This window comes from Streptomyces sp. BR123, assembly GCF_013401435.1.
Classification (GTDB): Bacteria; Actinomycetota; Actinomycetes; order Streptomycetales; family Streptomycetaceae; genus Streptomyces.
In genome coordinates this window covers 15,978-34,698 of sequence record NZ_JACBGN010000056.1, presented here as the reverse complement: position 1 = coordinate 34,698, position 18,721 = coordinate 15,978, and the positions used below count along the sequence as shown (strand labels likewise).

Annotated in this window: 14 protein-coding genes and 1 pseudogene; 12 read left to right on the top strand and 3 right to left on the bottom strand. The window is 71.4% G+C overall.

Annotated elements, in window-relative coordinates; translation table 11 throughout:
- From HYE82_RS12285 to HYE82_RS12275, 3 genes are all read left to right on the top strand, one after another.
- On the top strand, window positions 1-1,349 hold a 1,349-nt coding region (locus HYE82_RS12285; protein WP_179174039.1), incomplete at its 5' end, for an IucA/IucC family siderophore biosynthesis protein.
- Window positions 1,350-1,354: 5 nt separating this feature from the next.
- On the top strand, window positions 1,355-2,032 hold the full coding sequence (locus HYE82_RS12280; protein WP_179174038.1) for a GNAT family N-acetyltransferase: 678 nt from the start codon (window positions 1,355-1,357) through the stop codon (window positions 2,030-2,032).
- Window positions 2,033-2,287: 255 nt separating this feature from the next.
- Window positions 2,288-4,258 (top strand): ATP-dependent DNA helicase, encoded by a 1,971-nt coding sequence (locus HYE82_RS12275; protein ID WP_179174037.1) that lies wholly within the window; start codon window positions 2,288-2,290, stop codon window positions 4,256-4,258.
- Window positions 4,259-4,465: 207 nt separating this feature from the next.
- Here the strand turns inward: HYE82_RS12275 and lexA are convergent, their stop codons facing one another.
- Window positions 4,466-5,257, bottom strand: coding sequence for a transcriptional repressor LexA (lexA, locus tag HYE82_RS12270; protein WP_179174036.1), 792 nt, complete (start codon window positions 5,255-5,257; stop codon window positions 4,466-4,468).
- A 486-nt stretch (window positions 5,258-5,743) separates the two neighbouring features.
- Here lexA and nrdR point away from each other — a divergent pair, with 486 nt between their 5' ends.
- From nrdR to HYE82_RS12225, 9 genes and pseudogenes are all read left to right on the top strand, one after another.
- The gene (nrdR, locus tag HYE82_RS12265) at window positions 5,744-6,256 is read left to right on the top strand and encodes a transcriptional regulator NrdR (protein ID WP_179174035.1); all 513 of its coding nucleotides are present in this window, start codon (window positions 5,744-5,746) and stop codon (window positions 6,254-6,256) included.
- Window positions 6,257-6,431: 175 nt separating this feature from the next.
- Complete coding sequence (locus tag HYE82_RS12260; RefSeq protein ID WP_179174034.1) at window positions 6,432-9,317, top strand: vitamin B12-dependent ribonucleotide reductase; 2,886 nt, start codon at window positions 6,432-6,434, stop codon at window positions 9,315-9,317.
- A gap of 314 nt (window positions 9,318-9,631) precedes the next feature.
- Window positions 9,632-10,471: an arylamine N-acetyltransferase gene (locus HYE82_RS12255; RefSeq protein ID WP_179174033.1), complete on the top strand. Its 840-nt coding sequence runs from the start codon at window positions 9,632-9,634 to the stop codon at window positions 10,469-10,471.
- Window positions 10,472-10,503: 32 nt separating this feature from the next.
- Window positions 10,504-11,109 (top strand): YdbC family protein, encoded by a 606-nt coding sequence (locus HYE82_RS12250; RefSeq protein ID WP_179174032.1) that lies wholly within the window; start codon window positions 10,504-10,506, stop codon window positions 11,107-11,109.
- An 82-nt stretch (window positions 11,110-11,191) separates the two neighbouring features.
- Window positions 11,192-11,851 (top strand): histidine phosphatase family protein, encoded by a 660-nt coding sequence (locus HYE82_RS12245; protein ID WP_179174031.1) that lies wholly within the window; start codon window positions 11,192-11,194, stop codon window positions 11,849-11,851.
- Between the two features lie 11 nt (window positions 11,852-11,862).
- On the top strand, window positions 11,863-12,780 hold the full coding sequence (locus tag HYE82_RS12240) for an ADP-ribosylglycohydrolase family protein (RefSeq protein WP_179174030.1): 918 nt from the start codon (window positions 11,863-11,865) through the stop codon (window positions 12,778-12,780).
- A gap of 135 nt (window positions 12,781-12,915) precedes the next feature.
- Window positions 12,916-13,668 (top strand): annotated as a pseudogene (locus tag HYE82_RS12235) (DUF4173 domain-containing protein); the annotation flags it as partial.
- A 427-nt stretch (window positions 13,669-14,095) separates the two neighbouring features.
- Window positions 14,096-14,806 carry a ribonuclease HII gene (locus HYE82_RS12230; RefSeq protein WP_179174028.1) on the top strand — a complete coding sequence of 237 codons (711 nt, stop codon included), beginning with the start codon at window positions 14,096-14,098 and terminating at the stop codon, window positions 14,804-14,806.
- 59 nt (window positions 14,807-14,865) lie between these two features.
- Window positions 14,866-15,483 carry a hypothetical protein gene (locus HYE82_RS12225; RefSeq protein WP_179174027.1) on the top strand — a complete coding sequence of 206 codons (618 nt, stop codon included), beginning with the start codon at window positions 14,866-14,868 and terminating at the stop codon, window positions 15,481-15,483.
- 188 nt (window positions 15,484-15,671) lie between these two features.
- Here the strand turns inward: HYE82_RS12225 and HYE82_RS12220 are convergent, their stop codons facing one another.
- Both HYE82_RS12220 and HYE82_RS12215 read right to left on the bottom strand, forming a co-directional pair.
- Entirely contained in the window at window positions 15,672-16,301 is a 630-nt protein-coding gene (locus HYE82_RS12220; RefSeq protein WP_179174026.1) for a hypothetical protein, read from the bottom strand.
- Between the two features lie 211 nt (window positions 16,302-16,512).
- Complete coding sequence (locus HYE82_RS12215; protein ID WP_179174025.1) at window positions 16,513-18,672, bottom strand: ATP-dependent DNA helicase RecQ; 2,160 nt, start codon at window positions 18,670-18,672, stop codon at window positions 16,513-16,515.
- Window positions 18,673-18,721: the final 49 nt, after the last annotated feature.

Genomic DNA, 18,721 nt, shown 5'->3' with positions numbered 1-18,721 from the left:
CGCCCGCCCCGATCGCCGGTGACCTCTTCCTCGCCGCCGAACAGTCCCTCCTCCTCGGCCACCCCCTCGAACCCGATCCGAAGAGCCGCGAAGAGCTGTCACCGATCGAAGCGCGCCGTTACTCACCCGAACTCCACGGCTCCTTCCCCCTGCACTGGCTGGCCGTCGCCCCTTCCGCCCTCGTCACCGACTCCGCCTGGACCGAGCGCGGCCGCCCGGTGGCCGCCGCCCGGCTCCTGGACCGGCTTGCCCCCGAACTTCCGCTGCCGGACGGTACAACCCCCCTTCCCGTCCACCCCTGGCAAGCCCGCGACCTGCTCCAGCGCCCATCCGTCACCGCCCTACTCGACGCCGGGCTCCTGCACGACCTCGGCCCGCACGGCGAGCCCTGGTACCCCACCTCCTCCGTCCGCACCGTCTACCGCTCCGGTGCCCCCGCGATGCTCAAGCTCTCCCTCGGCCTGCGCACCACCGGCTCCCGCGGGGAGAACCCCCGCAAGGAGCTCCACCGCGGAGTCGAAGTGCACCGGCTGCTCCGCACCGGCCTCGTGGAACAGTGGCAGGCAGCCCACCCCGGCTTCGACATCGTGCGCGACCCCGCCTGGGCCGCCGTCGACGCCCCGGACGGCGCCCCCGTCCTCGGACTCGACGTCGTACTGCGCCACAACCCCTTCCGCTCCCACGACAAGGTCTTGTGCATCGCCGCCCTCACCGCGCCCCGCTCCCGGCCGGGCCGGGCCACGATGCGTTCACGGCTCGCCGAGACCGTCTCCCGGCTCGCCACCACCACCGGGCGGCCTCCCTCCGCCGTCGCCGCCGAGTGGTTCCTGCGCTATCTCGACCACGTCGTCCTGCCCGTCCTCGCCTTTGACGCGCTCGCCGGCATCGCCCTCGAAGCCCATCAGCAGAACACGCTGGTCGTGCTCGACCGGGACGGCTGGCCCGCCGGCGGCCGGTACCGCGGCAGCCGGGGCCACCGCTTCCGCGCGTCCCGCCGCGCGGAGCTCGAACGCCGGCTCCCCGGCATCGGCGGCGCCAGCGACACCTTCGTCTGCGACGCCGTCACCGACGAACGCTTCACCTCCTCCCTGGGCATCGACAACGTGCTCGGTCTCATCGGGGCCTTCGGGTCACAGCGGCTCGCCGACGAACGCGTCCTGCTCGCCGCCTTCCGCCGTTTCCTCGGCAAGGCCTACAACCTCGGCCCCCTGCCCGAGCGGCTGCTCGACTCGCCCACCCTGCGCTGCAAGGCGAACCTGCTCATCCGCCTTGGCGGCCCAGACGAACCCGCCGGCTCCCTCGACCTCCAGTCCGCCTACGTCACCATCCCCAACCCCCTCCACGATTGAGCCCGATGCCCTCCACCGAAATCGAAAACCCAGCCCACGTGGCGGGGCACACCACCGCTCACCCCGCCGCCTTCCGCTTCGCAGCCAGGCTCCTGCCCCTGCTCGCAGAAGCCGAGCTGCTCGACTCCCCAGCCGGATGGGGCAGCGTCACCACCCCGGCCGGAGCCTTCCGCCTGGAGCCCATCCGCCTCGGCCGCGACCTCGAACTCCTCACCCGGTGGATGAACGAGCCCGACGCGGCCGCGCACTGGGAACTCGCCGGCCCCGCCTCCGTCACCGCCGCACACCTGCGGGCCCAGCTCGACGGCGACGGCAGCAGCACCCCCTGCATCGGCTACCTCGACGGCACTCCGATGAGCTATTGGGAGATCTACCGGGCCGACCTCGACCCGCTCGCCCGCCACTACCGGGCGCACCCCCACGACACCGGTATCCACCTGCTCATCGCAGACGGCACGCATCGCGGCCGCGGCCTGGGCACGACCCTGCTGCGCACCGTCGCCAACCTGGTACTCGACAACCGCCCGCGCTGCACCCGGGTCATCGCCGAACCGGACATCCGCAACACCCCCTCCGTGTCAGCCTTCCTGGCCTCCGGCTTCCGCTGTTCCACCGAGATCGAACTTCCCGGGAAGCGCGCCGCCCTGATGATCCGGGAGCGGGCCTTGCGCAACCTCATCTGACGGCCGCCCGCCCCCGGGATCCCGACACCGCACGTCCCCTCCGCCTCCTCCCGGCTCCCTACCTCCTCGCCCGCCCTTACACTCCGAAAACTCTGCGCCGCGCAGCAAGGTTCCCGCCGTTTGGATGTTCACCCGGGAGAGTGAGGCCGCCGTCCGCGGAGCCCTCGCCGCCCGGGCCTCCGGCGCCCTTGCATCGCCCGTGCATCCCCGCTGTGGCCGTCACTGTCGGTGCCGCCCCGTAGGGTGGGAGGTGCTATGACGAAGCCCTCCCTCACCGACCTGCTGCACGCAGCCGTCGCCGCCGTCGGCGGCACGGAGCGGCCCGGCCAGGTCGCCATGGCCGAAGCCGTCGCCGAAGCGATCGACGACAGCACCCACCGGCTCATCCAGGCCGGCACCGGCACCGGCAAGTCCCTCGGCTACCTGGTGCCGGCCCTCGCGCACGGCGAGCGCGTGGTCGTCGCCACGGCGACGCTGGCGCTGCAGCGGCAGCTGGTCGAGCGCGACCTGCCCCGGACGGTGGAGGCACTGCACCCGCAGCTGCGCCGCCGCCCGCAGTTCGCCATGCTCAAGGGCCGGTCCAACTACCTCTGCCTGCACCGGCTGCACGAGGGCGCACCGCAGGACGAGGAGGAAGGCCTCTTCGACCAGTTCGAGGCGGCTGCCCCCACCAGCAAGCTCGGACAGGACCTGCTGCGCCTGAGGGACTGGGCCGACGAGACGGAAACGGGCGACCGGGACGACCTCACGCCCGGCGTCTCCGACCGCGCCTGGGGTCAAATCTCGGTCTCCTCCCGCGAATGCCTCGGCGCGTCGAAGTGCGCGTACGGTGCCGAGTGCTTCGCCGAGGCCGCCCGCGAGCGGGCCAAGCTCGCCGACGTGGTCGTCACCAACCATGCGTTGCTGGCCATCGATGCGATCGAGGGCGCCCCCGTCCTGCCCCAGCACGAGGTGCTGATCGTGGACGAGGCGCACGAGCTCGTGTCCCGCGTGACCGGGGCCGCCACCGGTGAGCTCACCCCCGGCCAGGTCAACCGCGCCGTGAAGCGCGCTGCAAAGCTGGTCGACGAGAAGACCGCCGATGCCCTGCAGACCGCCTCGGAGTCCTTCGAGCGGGTCATGGAGCTTGCTCTCCCCGGTCGGCTGGAGGAGATCCCGGAGGACCTCGGTTACGCGCTGACCTCCCTACGGGACGCCGCGCGCAATGTCATCTCCGCGATCGGGGCGACCAGGGACAAGTCCGTCGCCGACGAGGACGCGGTCCGCAAGCAGGCACTCGCCTCCGTGGAGAACGTCCACGCGGTGGCGGAGCGGATCATCGCCGGTTCCGAGTACGACGTCGTCTGGTACGAGCGCCACGACCGTTTCGGGGCCACCCTCCGCGTGGCCCCCCTGTCGGTGTCCGGGCTGCTGCGCGAGAAACTGTTCGAGGACCGCTCGGTGGTCCTCACCTCGGCGACCCTCAAGCTGGGAGGGGACTTCAACGGGGTCGCGGCCTCGCTGGGACTGTCCCCCGAGGGCGTGGAAGCGGATGACGCACCGGTCTGGAAGGGCCTGGACGTCGGCTCGCCGTTCGACTATCCCAAGCAGGGCATCCTCTACGTTGCCAAGCACCTCGCCACGCCCGGCCGCGAGGGCACGCGCGGCGACATGATGGACGAGCTCGCCGAGCTGATCGAAGCGGCCGGGGGCCGCACCCTCGGTCTGTTCTCCTCCATGCGCGGCGCCAAGGCGGCCGCCGAGGAACTCCGCGGCCGGCTCGACCACCCGATCCTGCTGCAGGGCGAGGAAACCCTGGGCGAGCTGATCAAGGCGTTCGCCGCGGACCCGAAGACCTGCCTGTTCGGGACGCTGTCCCTGTGGCAGGGCGTGGACGTGCCCGGACCGAGCTGCCAGCTCGTGATCATGGACCGGATCCCGTTCCCGCGCCCTGACGACCCCCTGATGAGCGCCCGCCAGAAGTCGGTCGAGGAGCACGGAGGCAACGGGTTCATGGCGGTCGCCGCCACGCACGCCGCGCTGCTGATGGCTCAGGGGGCGGGCCGGCTCGTACGGGCATCAGGAGACCGGGGCATCGTCGCCGTCCTCGACCCGCGGCTGGCCACGGCCCGCTACGGGAGCTTCCTGAAGGCCTCGCTCCCGGACTTCTGGTACACCACGGACCGCAATCAGGTCCGCCGTTCCCTCGCCGCCATCGATGCGGCCGCCAAGGCGGACGGGAAGTAGCGTCGGCGCCGAAGCGTCGGCGCGGAACACCCTGGGCGGAACCCCGGGCTCAGCCGCAACGCCGCACGGCAAAGCCGTCGGCACCCGAAACCACAACCCGGGTGCCGACGGCCATGAGTTCGGCGCTGCAAAGCTCTGCGCCGGCAAGGGATACAGACAGCTCCGGGACCGGCGCAGTGAGTCCCGGAGCTGGACAGGGGCGCGGGCTCAGACCCGGCGCAGTACGGCGACGACCTTGCCGAGGATGGTGGCCTCGTCGCCGGGGATCGGCTGGTACGCCGCGTTGTGCGGGAGCAGCCAGACGTGGCCGTCCTCGCGCTTGAACCGCTTGACCGTGGCCTCGCCGTCGAGCATCGCGGCGACGATGTCACCGTTCTCGGCGACCGGCTGACGGCGGACGGTGACCCAGTCGCCGTCGCAGATCGCGGCTTCGATCATCGAGTCGCCGACGACCTTGAGGACGAAGAGCTCACCGTCGCCGACGAGCTGGCGCGGGAGCGGGAATACGTCCTCCACCGACTCCTCGGCGAGGATCGGGCCGCCGGCCGCGATCCGTCCGACCAGGGGAACGTACGAGGCGGCAGGCTTGCCGGTGGTGTCGGTGGGCTGCGAGCTGGGCTGGTCCGACGCGCGGACCTCGTACGCCCGGGGCCGGTGGGGGTCGCGGCGCAGGAATCCCTTGCGCTCCAAGGCCATCAGCTGGTGGGCGACGGACGAGGTGCTGGACAGGCCCACCGCCTGGCCGATCTCCCGCATCGACGGAGGGTAGCCCCGCCGCTGCACGGAGTCGCGGATGACCTCGATGACCCTCCGCTGCCGGTCCGTGAGCCCGGAGCTGTCGGCGCGGATGCCTGGAGGGCGCCCTGGCAGGGAGCGCGCGGGCCGGACGGACTCCGCCTCCGGGTTCAGGCTTGCTTCGTTCATGGCGTGCACCGGGTCGAGTCGGCTCTGGGAGCGGTTCTGGGCAGTGATGGCGGCACTGTCTGCGGTCGTGGTCACGTCGGCGGCCCCTCTCGAAATGTTCTCCCTAGCTGGACAACGGTAGTTGCTTTCGAAAGGTTGCGCCAAACACACGTTCGAGTGAAAAATCGCAGATCGCTCGCCGTGGCCACATCGAGAGGTGTATGGCCGCCGTGTGCGGCGGCGCGCAATTCACCGAACGCAGGTTCGGCCCTGTGTCCGCTGTTTACGGTACCCTTCCCGCGCGGATCGGCGCCCTCCGGTCCCTGTCGGTGTGGCACCGCGCATCCCTTCCGCCTGGTCATCGGGCCGCGACGCGCGGTAGTGAAATCGATCCGTCGCACCCCCATATCTAGTGGTTGGATGAGCGAGGTCACCCACAACTTGTGGTCCGGTGGGCTCGCGAGGCTCTCGGAATCGCATATGCTTGTGGTGCTCCGCGAGGCCCCCTACGGGGGTGGGCCCCTGTCTCCAGGGGTGGGCGGGGCGATTCAGTCGTGCCGAGAGGGAGGGTGAAGGAAACCCATGCACTGCCCCTTCTGCAGGCACCCCGACAGTCGCGTGGTCGACAGCCGCACCACCGACGACGGCACCTCGATCCGCAGACGTCGTCAGTGCCCGGACTGCTCCCGTCGTTTCACGACGGTGGAGACGGCCTCGCTGATGGTGATCAAGCGCAGCGGGGTCACTGAACCCTTCAGCCGTACCAAGGTCATCTCCGGCGTGCGCAAGGCCTGCCAGGGGCGGCCCGTCACGGAGGACGCCCTCGCCAAGCTCGGCCAGCGGGTCGAGGAGGCGGTGCGCGCCACCGGCAGCGCCGAGCTGACCACCCACGACGTGGGTCTGGCCATACTCGGCCCGCTCCAGGAGCTCGATCTGGTCGCGTACCTGCGGTTCGCGTCCGTGTACAAAGCGTTCGACACCCTTGAAGACTTCGAGACGGCCATCGCGGAACTGCGCGACCGGCGGCCTCATCCTGAAGAGTGCGAGTCCGGAGGGGCCGTTCCGGTCCCCGTGCCCGCCTCCGCCGCCGACTGACCGGGCGGCCACGCGTTCCGCGTGGCCCGTCTGCTCGGCCTGGCGCTCCTCCGGTGGTAGCCGGGGGACTCCCGGTGCAGCCGGGAGAGACGAAACGTAACAAGACACAGCACTGTGCCGCGGAATATCGCTGGCACTTTAGGGCGTTTTTGCCCGCATATGGGAGGCAGGCGGCATGACAGAGACGGCGAGCAGCTCGGCACGTGGTTCCCGCCCCAAGGGGACCAAGGCTGCCAAGGGCGGCCTGCGGATCGAGCGCATCCACACCACCCCGGGCGTGCACCCGTACGACGAGGTGGACTGGGAGCTCCGTGACGTCGTCATGACCAACTGGCGCGACGGCTCGGTCAACTTCGAGCAGCGCGGCGTCGAGTTCCCCGACTTCTGGTCGGTGAACGCGGTCAACATCGTCACCAGCAAGTACTTCCGCGGCGCCGTCGGCACCCCGCAGCGCGAGACAGGCCTGAAGCAGCTCATCGACCGCATCGTGAAGACGTACACGAAGGCCGGCGAGGACCACGGCTACTTCGCGTCCCCCGCCGACGCGGAGATCTTCGAGCACGAGCTGACCTACGCCCTCCTGCACCAGATCTTCAGCTTCAACTCCCCGGTGTGGTTCAACGTCGGCACGCCCCAGCCGCAGCAGGTCTCCGCCTGCTTCATCCTGTCCGTCGACGACTCCATGGAGTCGATCCTCGACTGGTACAAGGAAGAGGGCATGATCTTCAAGGGCGGTTCCGGCGCCGGCCTGAACCTCTCCCGCATCCGCTCCTCAAAGGAGCTCCTCTCCTCCGGCGGCAACGCCTCCGGCCCGGTCTCCTTCATGCGCGGCGCCGACGCGTCCGCCGGAACGATCAAGTCGGGCGGTGCCACCCGCCGTGCGGCCAAGATGGTCGTGCTCGACGTGGACCACCCGGACGTCGAGGACTTCATCGCCACCAAGGTGAAGGAAGAGGAGAAGATCCGCGCCCTGCGCGACGCGGGCTTCGACATGGACCTGGGCGGCGACGACATCACGTCCGTCCAGTACCAGAACGCCAACAACTCCGTCCGCGTGAACGACGAGTTCATGACGGCCGTCGAGAACGGCACCGGCTTCGGCCTGCGCGCCCGCATGACCGGCGAGGTCATCGAGGAGGTCGACGCGAAGGCGCTGTTCCGCAAGCTCGCCGAGGCCGCGTGGGCCTGTGCCGACCCGGGCATCCAGTACGACGGTGTCATCAACCGCTGGCACACCTGCCCAGAGTCCGGCCGCATCACCGCGTCCAACCCGTGCAGCGAGTACATGCACCTGGACAACACGTCCTGCAACCTCGCCTCGCTGAACCTGATGAAGTTCCTCGACGACGACGGCAAGGGCAACCAGTCCTTCGACGCCGCCCGCTTCGCCAAGGTCGTCGAGCTCGTCATCACCGCGATGGACATCTCCATCTGCTTCGCGGACTTCCCGACGCAGAAGATCGGTGAGAACACCCGCGCCTACCGCCAGCTCGGCATCGGCTACGCCAACCTCGGCGCCCTGCTGATGGCGACCGGCCACGCGTACGACTCGGACGGCGGGCGCACGCTCGCCGCCTCCATCACCTCGCTGATGACCGGCACCGCGTACAAGCGCTCCGCCGAGCTGGCCGCCATCGTCGGCCCCTACGACGGCTACGCCCGCAACGCCGACGCCCACAAGCGCGTCATGAAGCAGCATGCGGACGCCAACGGCGCCGCGCCGCGCACCGAGGACCTGGACAACGCGATCTGGGCCGCGGCCACCGAGGCCTGGCAGGACGTCCTGCGCCTCGGCGAGAAGAACGGCTTCCGCAACTCCCAGGCCTCCGTCCTCGCGCCGACCGGCACCATCGGTCTCGCGATGTCCTGCGACACCACCGGTGTCGAGCCGGACCTTGCCCTGGTCAAGTTCAAGAAGCTCGTCGGCGGCGGATCGATGCAGATCGTCAACGGCACCGTCCCGCAGGCCCTTCGCCGCCTGGGCTACCAGGAGGAGCAGATCGAGGCGATCGTCGCCCACATCGCCGAGCACGGCAACGTGATCGACGCCCCCGGCCTGAAGACGGAGCACTACGAGGTCTTCGACTGCGCCATGGGCGAGCGCTCCATCTCCCCGATGGGCCATGTCCGCATGATGGCCGCGATCCAGCCGTGGATCTCCGGCGCCATCTCCAAGACGGTCAACATGCCGGAGTCGGCGACCGTCGAGGAGGTCGAGGAGATCTACTTCGAGGCCTGGAAGCTCGGCGTCAAGGCCCTCGCGATCTACCGCGACAACTGCAAGGTCGGCCAGCCCCTCTCCGCCAAGAAGAAGGAGCAGGAGAAGGCCGAGGTCACGGAGAAGGCCGAGGAGGCCATCCGCGCGGCGGTCGAGAAGGTCATCGAGTACCGCCCGGTCCGCAAGCGCCTGCCCAAGGGCCGCCCGGGGATCACCACCTCCTTCACGGTCGGTGGCGCCGAAGGCTACATGACCGCCAACTCCTACCCGGACGACGGCCTGGGCGAGGTCTTCCTGAAGATGTCCAAGCAGGGCTCCACCCTCGCCGGCATGATGGACGCCTTCTCCATCGCCGTCTCGGTCGGCCTCCAGTACGGCGTCCCGCTGGAGACCTACGTCTCGAAGTTCACCAACATGCGCTTCGAGCCCGCCGGTATGACGGACGACCCGGACGTGCGGATGGCGCAGTCGATCGTCGACTACATCTTCCGCCGCCTGGCCCTGGACTTCCTGCCGTTCGAGACCCGTTCTGCCCTCGGCATCCACACCGCCGAGGAGCGCCAGCGCCACCTCGACACCGGCTCCTACGAGCCGCTCGAGGACGAGGTCGACACGGAGTCCCTGGCCCAGTCCGCCCCGCTGGCCTCCGTTCCCGCGCCCCAGAAGGCGCAGGCCGTGACCGTCCCGGCGCCGAAGACCGCGCACTCCAGCGCGGAGCTGGTCGAGATGCAGCTCGGTGTCTCCGCCGACGCCCCGCTCTGCTTCTCCTGCGGTACGAAGATGCAGCGCGCCGGCTCCTGCTACATCTGCGAGGGCTGCGGCTCCACCAGCGGCTGCAGCTGATCCGCGGCGTCGCGGTCCGGGCGGGGTGACCGCCCGGACCGCCACCCGGCAGCAGACGAAGGGGACCGGCCACCGGGCCGGTCCCCTTCGTCGTGCCCGCCGCGGCTTCGGGCGTCCTCTTCCCCCGGCCCCGGGCGTCGTCTTCGCGGGGTGCTCCGCCGGCGGGGGATGCGGCGGGCGGGGCGGTTCTCGGCGTCGGCGGCGCGGGCGAAGAGAAGGTTGGTGTGCAGGGCCGTCATGCCGATCATTGTGCGAGCGCGGCGGACAAGCGCCACGGACTTTCACGGGCCGCGAGGCCGGAACGGGGGAGCGACATGTGGAGTGGTGACCAGCTGGATCTCGGGGCCTACCTCGCCCGGATCGGATACGAGGGACCCGTCGGGGGCGACGGGGAACTCCTGCCGGACCTCGACACGTTGTACGCAGTGCACCGGGCCCACACCGGTGCCATAGCCTTCGAGAGCCTGGACGTACTGCTCGGCCGCCCCGTCGCGCTGGAAATCAAGGCCATCGAGGACAAGCTCGTGCACGGCCGCCGCGGCGGCTACTGCTACGAGCAGAACTCGCTGCTGGCCGCGACCCTGGAGCGGATCGGCTTCCACGTGTCCGGGCGTGGCGCCCGCAACCGCACCCGGGGCGACACGCTCCTCCCGGTGACGCATGCCGTCCTCGTCGTCACCGTCGAGGGCCAACCCTGGCTCTGCGACGCCGGTTTCGGCCACCAGGGACCGCTCGAACCCGTCCCACTGGTCCGCCCCGGAGCCGAAGTGGAGCAAGGGGAATGGACCTACGCCGTCCGCGAGGAGGAGGACGGCGTCCTCGCGCTGTCCCTGCTGCGCGGGGACACCTGGCGCGACCTCTACGCCTTCTCCCCGCAGCGCTATCACCCCGTGGACTACGTCCTGCTGAACCACTACAGCTCCACCCATCCCCGGTCCGCTTTCATCGGGCAGGTCATCGTGCAGAAGCCGGGCGACGCCGTCCGTACCGCCCTCGTCGGGCGCGAGCTCACCCGCCTGTACCCCGACGGGCGCAGCGAGCGCCGGTCCGTCGCCCGCGGCGAACTGGTCGACGTGCTCGACCGCGAGTTCGGTCTTCGCCTCTCCGAGCGGGATGCGGAGGAACTGGACCGGGTGAACCTCGCTGAGGACTGACCCCGGCCGCGCCGGGCCCGTACCATGACGCCGTGCTGGTCAAGTGGATTCGCTGCACGGTGACGGACCGACGCGGGTTCGAGCGCGGGCAGCGCAAATGGGCGGGGCTGCCGGGGGAGCCGGGCTTCCGGGGACAGGGCGGCGGTTGGAGCCGGGGGAGGCAGGGGGTCGCGCATGTCTTCGCGTTCTGGGAGAGCCGTTCCTTCTATGACTCGTTCATGGCCCGCTCGCACGACCGGCTGGCCGCGGCCCAGGCCGGTACGTACACCAACGCGCGGGTCAGCCTCTTCGACCACCGCTTCGACGTGAAGACCGGCTTCGAGCCGCGCTTCACCGATGCCGACGTGGTCCGCGTGGCCCACACCCGGGTACGGGAGGGCCGCGTGGACCACTTCGCGCTCATGCAGGAGAAGGTGTGGAATCCGGCCATGGCCGGGTCGCCCGGAATGGTCCGCGGCCTCTTCGGTGAGGCCCCCGGCCGGGAATTCCTGGTCCTGTCGATGTGGCACGCGGCTGCCGAGCACGGCAAGTACCGCCAGGAGCGGGTCGAGCGGCTCTCCCTGCGCGCGCAGACCGAGGCCGACGTCGAGGCGCTCACCGGGGACGTGGTCGACCTGGAAGCCTCCTGGACGGTATGACCGTACGAAGATCGGCCGGCGTGACCGGCGTGACCGGCGTGCCCGGGTGCCGGGCACGCCGAAGGCCGCATAGGGTCGAAGAATGGCACGACCACGGCGCATCGTCCTCGTCCGGCACGGGGAATCCGAGGGCAACGTCGACGACACCGTGTACGAGCGGGAGCCCGACCACGCCCTGCGGATGACCGAGCTGGGCCACCGGCAGGCCATCGAGGCCGGCGCACGGCTGCGCGAGCTCTTCGGCGACGAGCGCGTCAGCGCGTACGTGTCCCCGTACCGCCGGACCCTGCAGACCTTCCGGGACCTGCGGCTGGACCCGTCGCTGGTCCGGGTGCGCGAGGAGCCGCGGCTGCGCGAGCAGGACTGGGGAAACTGGCAGGACCGGGAGGACGTCCGCCTGCAGAAGTCCTACCGGGACACCTACGGACACTTCTTCTACCGCTTCGCGCAAGGCGAGTCCGGAGCGGACGTCTACGACCGCGTCGGCTCTTTCCTGGAAAGCCTCCACCGCAGCTTCGAAGCCGCCGACCACCCGCCGAACGTGCTACTGGTGACGCACGGGCTGACAATGAGGCTGTTCTGCATGCGCTGGTTCCACTGGTCGGTGGCCGAATTCGAATGCCTCTCCAACCCCGGGAACGGCGAGTACCGGGTGCTCATGCTGGGCCCCGGCGGCCGCTACCGCCTGGACCGCCCGTTTGAGCGGTGGACCACACCCGAGCCTTATGACCTGGACGGCTAAAGTGACGCGCAATGACCGCTGACTCCGCTTCCGAACGGCGCTTCGCACGCGCCATGGCCAGCCTCCGCGGGCTGGCCCTGGGAGACGCCCTCGGCTCCCAGTACTTCGTCCCCGTCAACTACCCCCTGCTCAAGCGCCGGGAACTGCCCGCGGGTACCGATACCTGGCAGTGGACCGACGACACCGAGATGGCCTGCTCGGTCCTCGCCGTACTCGCCGAACACGGCCGCATCGATCAGGACGCCCTGGCCAACTCCTTCGCCCACCACCACGACTTCGACCGCGGCTACGGTCCCGCGGTGAACCGGATGCTGCGCCTGGTCCGGGAGGGGGAGGACTGGCGGACCCTCGCCGCCGAACTGTTCAACGGGCAGGGCTCGTGGGGCAACGGCGCGGCCATGCGCATCGCGCCCCTGGGCGCCTGGTACGCCGACGACCCCGAGCAGGCGATCCACCAGGCGGAGATCTCCGCCTACACCACCCACCAGCACCGCGAGGCGGTGTGCGGGGCGATGGCCGTCGCCGCGGCGGCCGCGCTGGCGGCGGATCCGCTGGGCCCGCCGACCGCCACCGACCTGCTGGACAACGTCATCGCGCTGGTGCCTCGCAGCGCCGTGGGCGCGGGCCTGCGGCGGGCCCGGGACATGCTGGACTACGACGACGCGACCACGGTGGCGGCGGTCTTGGGCTGCGGGCGCCGCACCAGCGCGCACGACACCGTGCCGTTCGCCCTCTGGTCGGCGGCCCGCTCGCTGAACGACTACGAGCAGGCGTTCTGGACCACCGCGCAGGTGGGCGGGGACGTCGACACGACCTGCGCGATCGTCGGCGGGGTGCTGGGCGGGCGCGGGGAGGACGTGCTGCCGGCCGCGTGGCTGGCGCGCACCGAAGCCCTCCCCGCGTGGCTTCCCCAGACGTCGGCCCCGTAGCCACCCGGGCGGAGCCCTGCCTGCGCGGCGGCCCGGTGGGAAACGGGGTCGTTTCCTCCCGGGGCCGGCGGAGGGGCGGTGCCGGAGCAGCTGGCCGGAGCGTCCGCCGCGGTGCCCGCGCCCGCGCGCGGCAGCTTGCTCTTCGCCGGCTTCAACTCTGTCCAACTCGCCGTCCTCTTCGGCGGATACGACAAGGTCCTGCGCAGCACCGGGCTCACCTACTCCGAGTACGCCCGCCAGGGCTTCTGGCAGCTGCTCTGGGTGACCCTGCTCACCCTCGCCGTGATCGCGCTCGCCCTGCGCTGGGCCCCGCGCTCCGGCGCCGCCGACCGGCGGCTCGTCCGAGGCGTCCTCGGCACGCTGTGCGCGCTGACCCTGGTGGTGGTCGCCTCCGCGCTGCGCCGCATGGACCTGTACGTGGATGCGTACGGCTTGACCCGGCTGCGGGTGTCGGTGGCCGCGATGGAGCTCTGGCTCGGCCTGGTCATCGTGCTGATCATGGCCGCCGGGGTGTTCGGCGCCCGCTGGCTGCCGCGTGCCGTCGTCGGAAGCGCCGCGGCCGCCACCCTCGCGTTCGGGCTGATGTCCCCGGATGCCGTGGTCGCCGAGAAGAACACCGTCCGCTTCAGTGAGACCGGCAAGATCGACCTGGCCTACTTCCGGTTCCTGTCGGCGGACGCGGTGCCCGCCCTGGACCGGCTGCCCGAACCCCAGCGCTCCTGCGCCCTGCGCGGGATCAACGACGAGCTCGCGCGCGCCGGCCAGGTTCCGTGGTACGGGATGAGTCTCGACGGGTACCGGGCCCGGAAGATCCTCGACGATCGTCCGGTGACCGTCCCGTACCAGGTCTGCCACCGCCTCGGCGCGTTCGGGAGCCGCTCCGAGTAGGGGAGGCTCCCACGGTACGAGGGCCCGGCCCGGGATGAGATCCCGCGCCCGCGCCCTCGTGCCGTCGGCGGCCCGGTGCTTCACCAATGCGATGTGCCGTGTGCGAACCGGCTCCATGGGCAGGTCCGAGCGGGGCCGGATACGCCGGGGCCACCGCTGGTCAGGGATCCTTCGCAGCAGGGGACGGCGCGAGGTTGAAGGTCTACGGACGTACGGGTTCCGTTTTGTCTGCGGTGTCGGAGCGCCGCCATCGGGGCGCAGGACGGAAGTGTGCGGGAGCGAACGGGCTGGACCCGGGAACCGGGGAAGGCGCCGCTCGTCCGGCCCGTCCGCAGCCGGTGCCCGGGCCGATGCGCGGGCCGCCGTGCGGACTCCGGGCGGGCCGGGGTGTGCAGGCGGCTCGGGGCGGCGTAATCTTGCTGGCGCCATGGCCTACGAAGCACCCACTCACACCGTCGAACGCTCCCTCCGTGCAACCACCGGCGCCAAGGTCATCGCCGGGGTCGACGAAGTCGGACGAGGAGCCTGGGCCGGTCCGGTCACCGTGTGCGCGGCGATCACCGGACTGCGCCGGCCGCCCGAAGGACTCACCGATTCCAAGCTCCTCACGCACAAGCGGCGCGACGCCCTCCTCGAAGTCCTGGAGACGTGGGTCACCTCGTACGCCCTGGGGCACGCCTCCCCGGAGGAGATAGACGAACTCGGGATGACGGCCGCGTTGAGGCTGGCAGCAGAGCGCGCCCTCGAGGCGCTGCCCGTACGGCCCGATGCGGTGATCCTCGACGGCAAGCACGACTACCTCGGAGCCCCCTGGCAGGTCCGTACCGTGATCAAGGGCGACCAGTCCTGCGTCGCCGTCGCCGCGGCATCGGTGATCGCCAAGGTCAGGCGCGACCGGATGATGGCCGAACTCGGCGGCCAGGGCGGCGGGTTCGAGGCCTACGCCTTCGGCGCCAACGCCGGATACCCCTCGCCCGTCCACCGGGCCGCGCTGGAGGAGCTGGGACCCACCCCGCACCACCGGCTCTCGTGGTCGTACCTCGACGCACTGCCCCGGTGGCGCCACCTGAAGAAGGTGCGCCGCAGCGAGGAAGCGATGGAGCTGGAAAACGGAGGCCAACTCGGCTTCGATTTCTGATCGCACCCAAGTGCCCCCCGCCGGTACGTTTCGTACCGGTGTTTGATAGATATCAACTCATGCCTCTCATCCCCGAGGAGCCTCAGATTCACGAGAGTGCCCAGGGTCCCCGCGTCACGCCGGCCGCGAGCCGCACCGCGCAGACCCCCCGTCCCGTACCTGGTCCGCGTCCCGCCGCCGTCCCGCGGCCCGGACGTCCCGGTCCCGCCGCCCGGCCCGCGCCGCAGGCCGCACCCGCTGCCGGGGCCGTTCCCCCCGCCGCCACCGCACCGTCCGTCTCGACGGCGGTGCCGCAGATCCAGCTGATCCCGGCCTCCGCCGAGGGCGCGCTGGACGCGGCCGAAGAGGCCGTCGACCTGCTGCTCGACACCGGGCGGGCGCCCGGTGACATTCTGGTGCTCACCACGGGCGAGCTGCACCCGTGGGCCGCGCACGAACTGTCCTTCGGCGAGGCCGCATACTGGGCCCTGCACGACGCCGCGGACGACGTGTTCTACGCGGATGCGACGCACGTCAAGCGCGCCGCCGGCCGTCCCGTCGTGGTGTTCGCTGCCAACGGCGGACCCGAGGAGGCCGCCGCCGCCAACCTGCCGGTCGCGCTCGCGCGGGCCGGTGCGCTGCTGATCGTGTGCGGTGACCCGCAGCGGATCAAGTCCGTTCTGGGCGCGGGCGTCTGACGCCCCGTTCCCCGGTGCGGGCGAGGGGCGGGGCTGGCCGGAGCCGGCCCCGCTGAAGCCCGCGGCCCGAACCGCCGTACGCCCGCTCAGGGTGTACGGCCGCAAGGGCTGTCCGTACGCGGTTGCGCGGACGCGGCCGCGTGTGCCGGCATGCGGCTCCAGGCCGGGCCGCGGACAGGCAGGGCGCGTCAGCGTGCGGCAGTACGGCGCAGGGCCTCGGCCGCGCCGCCAGCGGTACTCAGGTTCAGCGCGGCGAACTCGGCCACGGCGTCGCCGAGCCGCTCGGGCCGCGAGTCCGAGCTGGGGCGCCGGCCGCCCCGGCCTTCACCGAGCACCTGCCAGCCGGTGCGGGTCAGCGTGATGTACGCGCCGCAGCGCAGCCCGTGCAGGGTGCAGGCGTCGCGCAGCCCCCACATCCACGCGCCGTCCTCCTCGGTCCACCGCTCGTCGCCCTCCCGGCAGTACATCAGCACGGCCGTGCGCACCGGCGTGCGCAGGCGCAGGTCGTGGGGGATGACCCGGCGCAGGGCGGCCAAAAGCGCGTTTCGGTACTCCCAGCCGTCGGCCGATGCGGACCGCTGGACGAACGAGGCGCTGGCCACGAGCCGTTCCTCGGGGTCGAGGACGGCGATCATCGCGGTCGACAGCTCGGGGGTGTGCCGGGAATGCAGTCCGCTGACAACCTCGCGGGGGTTGCGCAGCAGGGGGATGCCCGCAGCCGACCACTCCCCGGGTTCCAGCAGTCTTCCGTGCCGGCTGCCGCCGCGGGTCGCGTTCGCCAGTGACGATGTGGAAGGCGGGGCGAATCCGAAGGTCACGGTCCTCCCTTCGGGTACACGCCCGCGGACGGGCACAACTGGAGTGCGGGCGCGCCGCGGCACGGCCCAGTGTGTGCCGTCGAACGCGGGAACTCCCCAATTCTCGCGTGGTGCGCGAGCGCGCGGCAATGAGCAATTGACGCCGCCGACCGGAATTCGCCTGTATGCCGCTCATATCCTTGCCCCGCCGCGCCGACGGCGCCCCGTACGGCTACGGCTGAACCGCGAGCACCAGCGGAAACACTCCTTTCGCGCCTTTCTGACGGAGCAGCCGGGCAGCCACCGCGAGGGTCCAGCCGGTCTCCGCCCGGTCGTCGACGAGCAGCACGGGCCCTGCCGCCGCGGCCAGTTCCGCGGCCAGCTCCGGAGGCACGGTCAGGGCCCGGTGGAGTCCACGCACCCGCTGGGCGCTGTTGGAGGAGGGCAGGCCGAATTCCGGGACCTCGTCGGTGTAGGCCAGCGCTCCGAGCAGGGGGAGCCTGCCGACCTCCGCGATGCGCGCGGCCAGCGAGCCGATCAGCCGGGGGTGGCTGCGCGAAGGCAGGGACACCACTCCCACCGGCCGGGCAGCCGCGTCCGGGGCGCCCGATGCCCAGCCGCCCGGGCCCCGTGCCCAGTCGGTGAGAACCGCGACCACGGCCTGCGCCACGTCGTCCGGGACGGTCTGGTCAGGGGCCCCCGTGCTGAGCATCGGACGCAGTCGGTTGCCCCAGCCGATGTCGGAGAGCCGGCCGAGCGCCCGCCCCGGTGCGGCCTGTTCCCCGGCGGGGATGCGGCCCTTGAGGTCGACGCCGACGGCCGCGAGTCCGGTCGGCCACATCCGGCGAGGCTCCAACTCCACGCCGGGACGGCCGAGCTCGCCCCGGGCGGTGTCCAGGGCGGTGCCGGAGACGTCCGCGGTGAACCGGGCCCCGGCGCAGTTGTCGCAGCGGCCGCACGGCTCCGCCGCCTCGTCGTCCAACTGCCGGCGCAGGAACTCCATCCGGCACCCGGTGGTCGTGGCGTAGTCCCGCATGGCCTGCTGCTCGGCGGCCCGCTGGCGGGCCACCCAGGCATAGCGCTCGGCGTCGTACACCCACGGTTCGCCCGTCGCCGTCCAGCCGCCTTTGACGCGGTGCACCGCGCCGTCGACGTCGAGGACCTTGAGCATCGTCTCCAGCCGGGTGCGGCGCAGGTCCACCAGCGGTTCCAGAGCGGGCAGCGACAGCGGTCTGTCCGCCTGGGCCAGCACGTCCAGGGTGCGGCGCACCTGCTCTTCCGGCGGGAAGGCCACCGAGGCGAAGTACTGCCAGATGGCCTCGTCCTCGCGGCCCGGCAGCAGGAGCACCTCCGCGTGCTCCACACCGCGTCCGGCGCGGCCGACCTGCTGGTAGTACGCGATGGGCGAGGACGGCGAGCCCAGGTGCACGACGAACCCCAGGTCGGGCTTGTCGAAGCCCATGCCGAGGGCCGATGTCGCGACGAGGGCCTTGACCCGGTTGGCCTGGAGGTCGTCCTCGGCCTGCAGGCGGTCGGCGTTCTCCGTCTTGCCGGTGTACGAAGCCACCGTGTGCCCGCGGTGGCGCAGGTAGGCGGTGACTTCCTCGGCCGCGGCCACGGTCAGCGTGTAGATGATCCCGGATCCGGGCAGTTCGCCCATGTGGTCGGCGAGCCAGGCCAGCCGGTGCGCGGCGTCGGGCAGGTTGAGTACGGCCAGGCTCAGGCTCTCCCGGTCCAGCGGGCCGCGCAGCACGAGCGCGTCGCTCCCGGCCCCCGTACCCAGTTGCTCGGCGACGTCGGCGGTCACCCGGGCGTTGGCCGTGGCCGTCGTCGCCAGCACCGGGACGCCGGGCGGCAGGTCGGCCAGCATCGTGCGCAGCCGCCGGTAGTCGGGGCGGAAGTCGTGTCCCCAGTCGGAGATGCAGTGTGCCTCGTCCACCACGAGCAGTCCTGTCGCGGCAGCGAGCTTGGGCAGGACCTGGTCGCGGAAGTCGGGGTTGTTGAGCCGCTCGGGGCTGACGAGCAGGACGTCCACCTCACCCGCCGCCACCTCGGCCTGGATCCCCTCCCACTCCTCCGGGTTGGCGGAGTTGATGGTGCGGGCGTGGATGCCGGCGCGGGCCGCGGCCTCCACCTGATTGCGCATCAGGGCGAGCAGGGGCGAGACGATGACGGTGGGCCCGGCGCCGGCGGCCCGCAGCAGCGAGGTGGCGACGAAGTACACCGCGGATTTGCCCCAGCCGGTGCGTTGCACCACCAGGGCGCGCCGCTTGTGCGCCACCAGCGCCTCGATCGCGAGCCATTGGTCCTCGCGCAGGCGGGCGGTGCCCGTGGTGTCGCCCACGAGCCGGGCCAGTACGGAGTCGGCCGAGGACCTCAGGTCTGCGTTCATGCCCCCATGCAACCCGATGCCTCCGACATCGCGCCAACGGCGGCGCGAG

Coding starts and splice junctions, on each gene's coding strand:
- HYE82_RS12280 (WP_179174038.1), top strand. CDS start 1,355: ATGCCCTCCACCGAAATCGAAAACCCAGCCCACGTGGCGGGGCACACC.
- HYE82_RS12275 (WP_179174037.1), top strand. CDS start 2,288: ATGACGAAGCCCTCCCTCACCGACCTGCTGCACGCAGCCGTCGCCGCC.
- nrdR (WP_179174035.1), top strand. CDS start 5,744: ATGCACTGCCCCTTCTGCAGGCACCCCGACAGTCGCGTGGTCGACAGC.
- HYE82_RS12260 (WP_179174034.1), top strand. CDS start 6,432: ATGACAGAGACGGCGAGCAGCTCGGCACGTGGTTCCCGCCCCAAGGGG.
- HYE82_RS12255 (WP_179174033.1), top strand. CDS start 9,632: ATGTGGAGTGGTGACCAGCTGGATCTCGGGGCCTACCTCGCCCGGATC.
- HYE82_RS12245 (WP_179174031.1), top strand. CDS start 11,192: ATGGCACGACCACGGCGCATCGTCCTCGTCCGGCACGGGGAATCCGAG.
- HYE82_RS12240 (WP_179174030.1), top strand. CDS start 11,863: ATGACCGCTGACTCCGCTTCCGAACGGCGCTTCGCACGCGCCATGGCC.
- HYE82_RS12230 (WP_179174028.1), top strand. CDS start 14,096: ATGGCCTACGAAGCACCCACTCACACCGTCGAACGCTCCCTCCGTGCA.
- HYE82_RS12225 (WP_179174027.1), top strand. CDS start 14,866: ATGCCTCTCATCCCCGAGGAGCCTCAGATTCACGAGAGTGCCCAGGGT.
- HYE82_RS12215 (WP_179174025.1), bottom strand. CDS start 18,672: ATGAACGCAGACCTGAGGTCCTCGGCCGACTCCGTACTGGCCCGGCTC.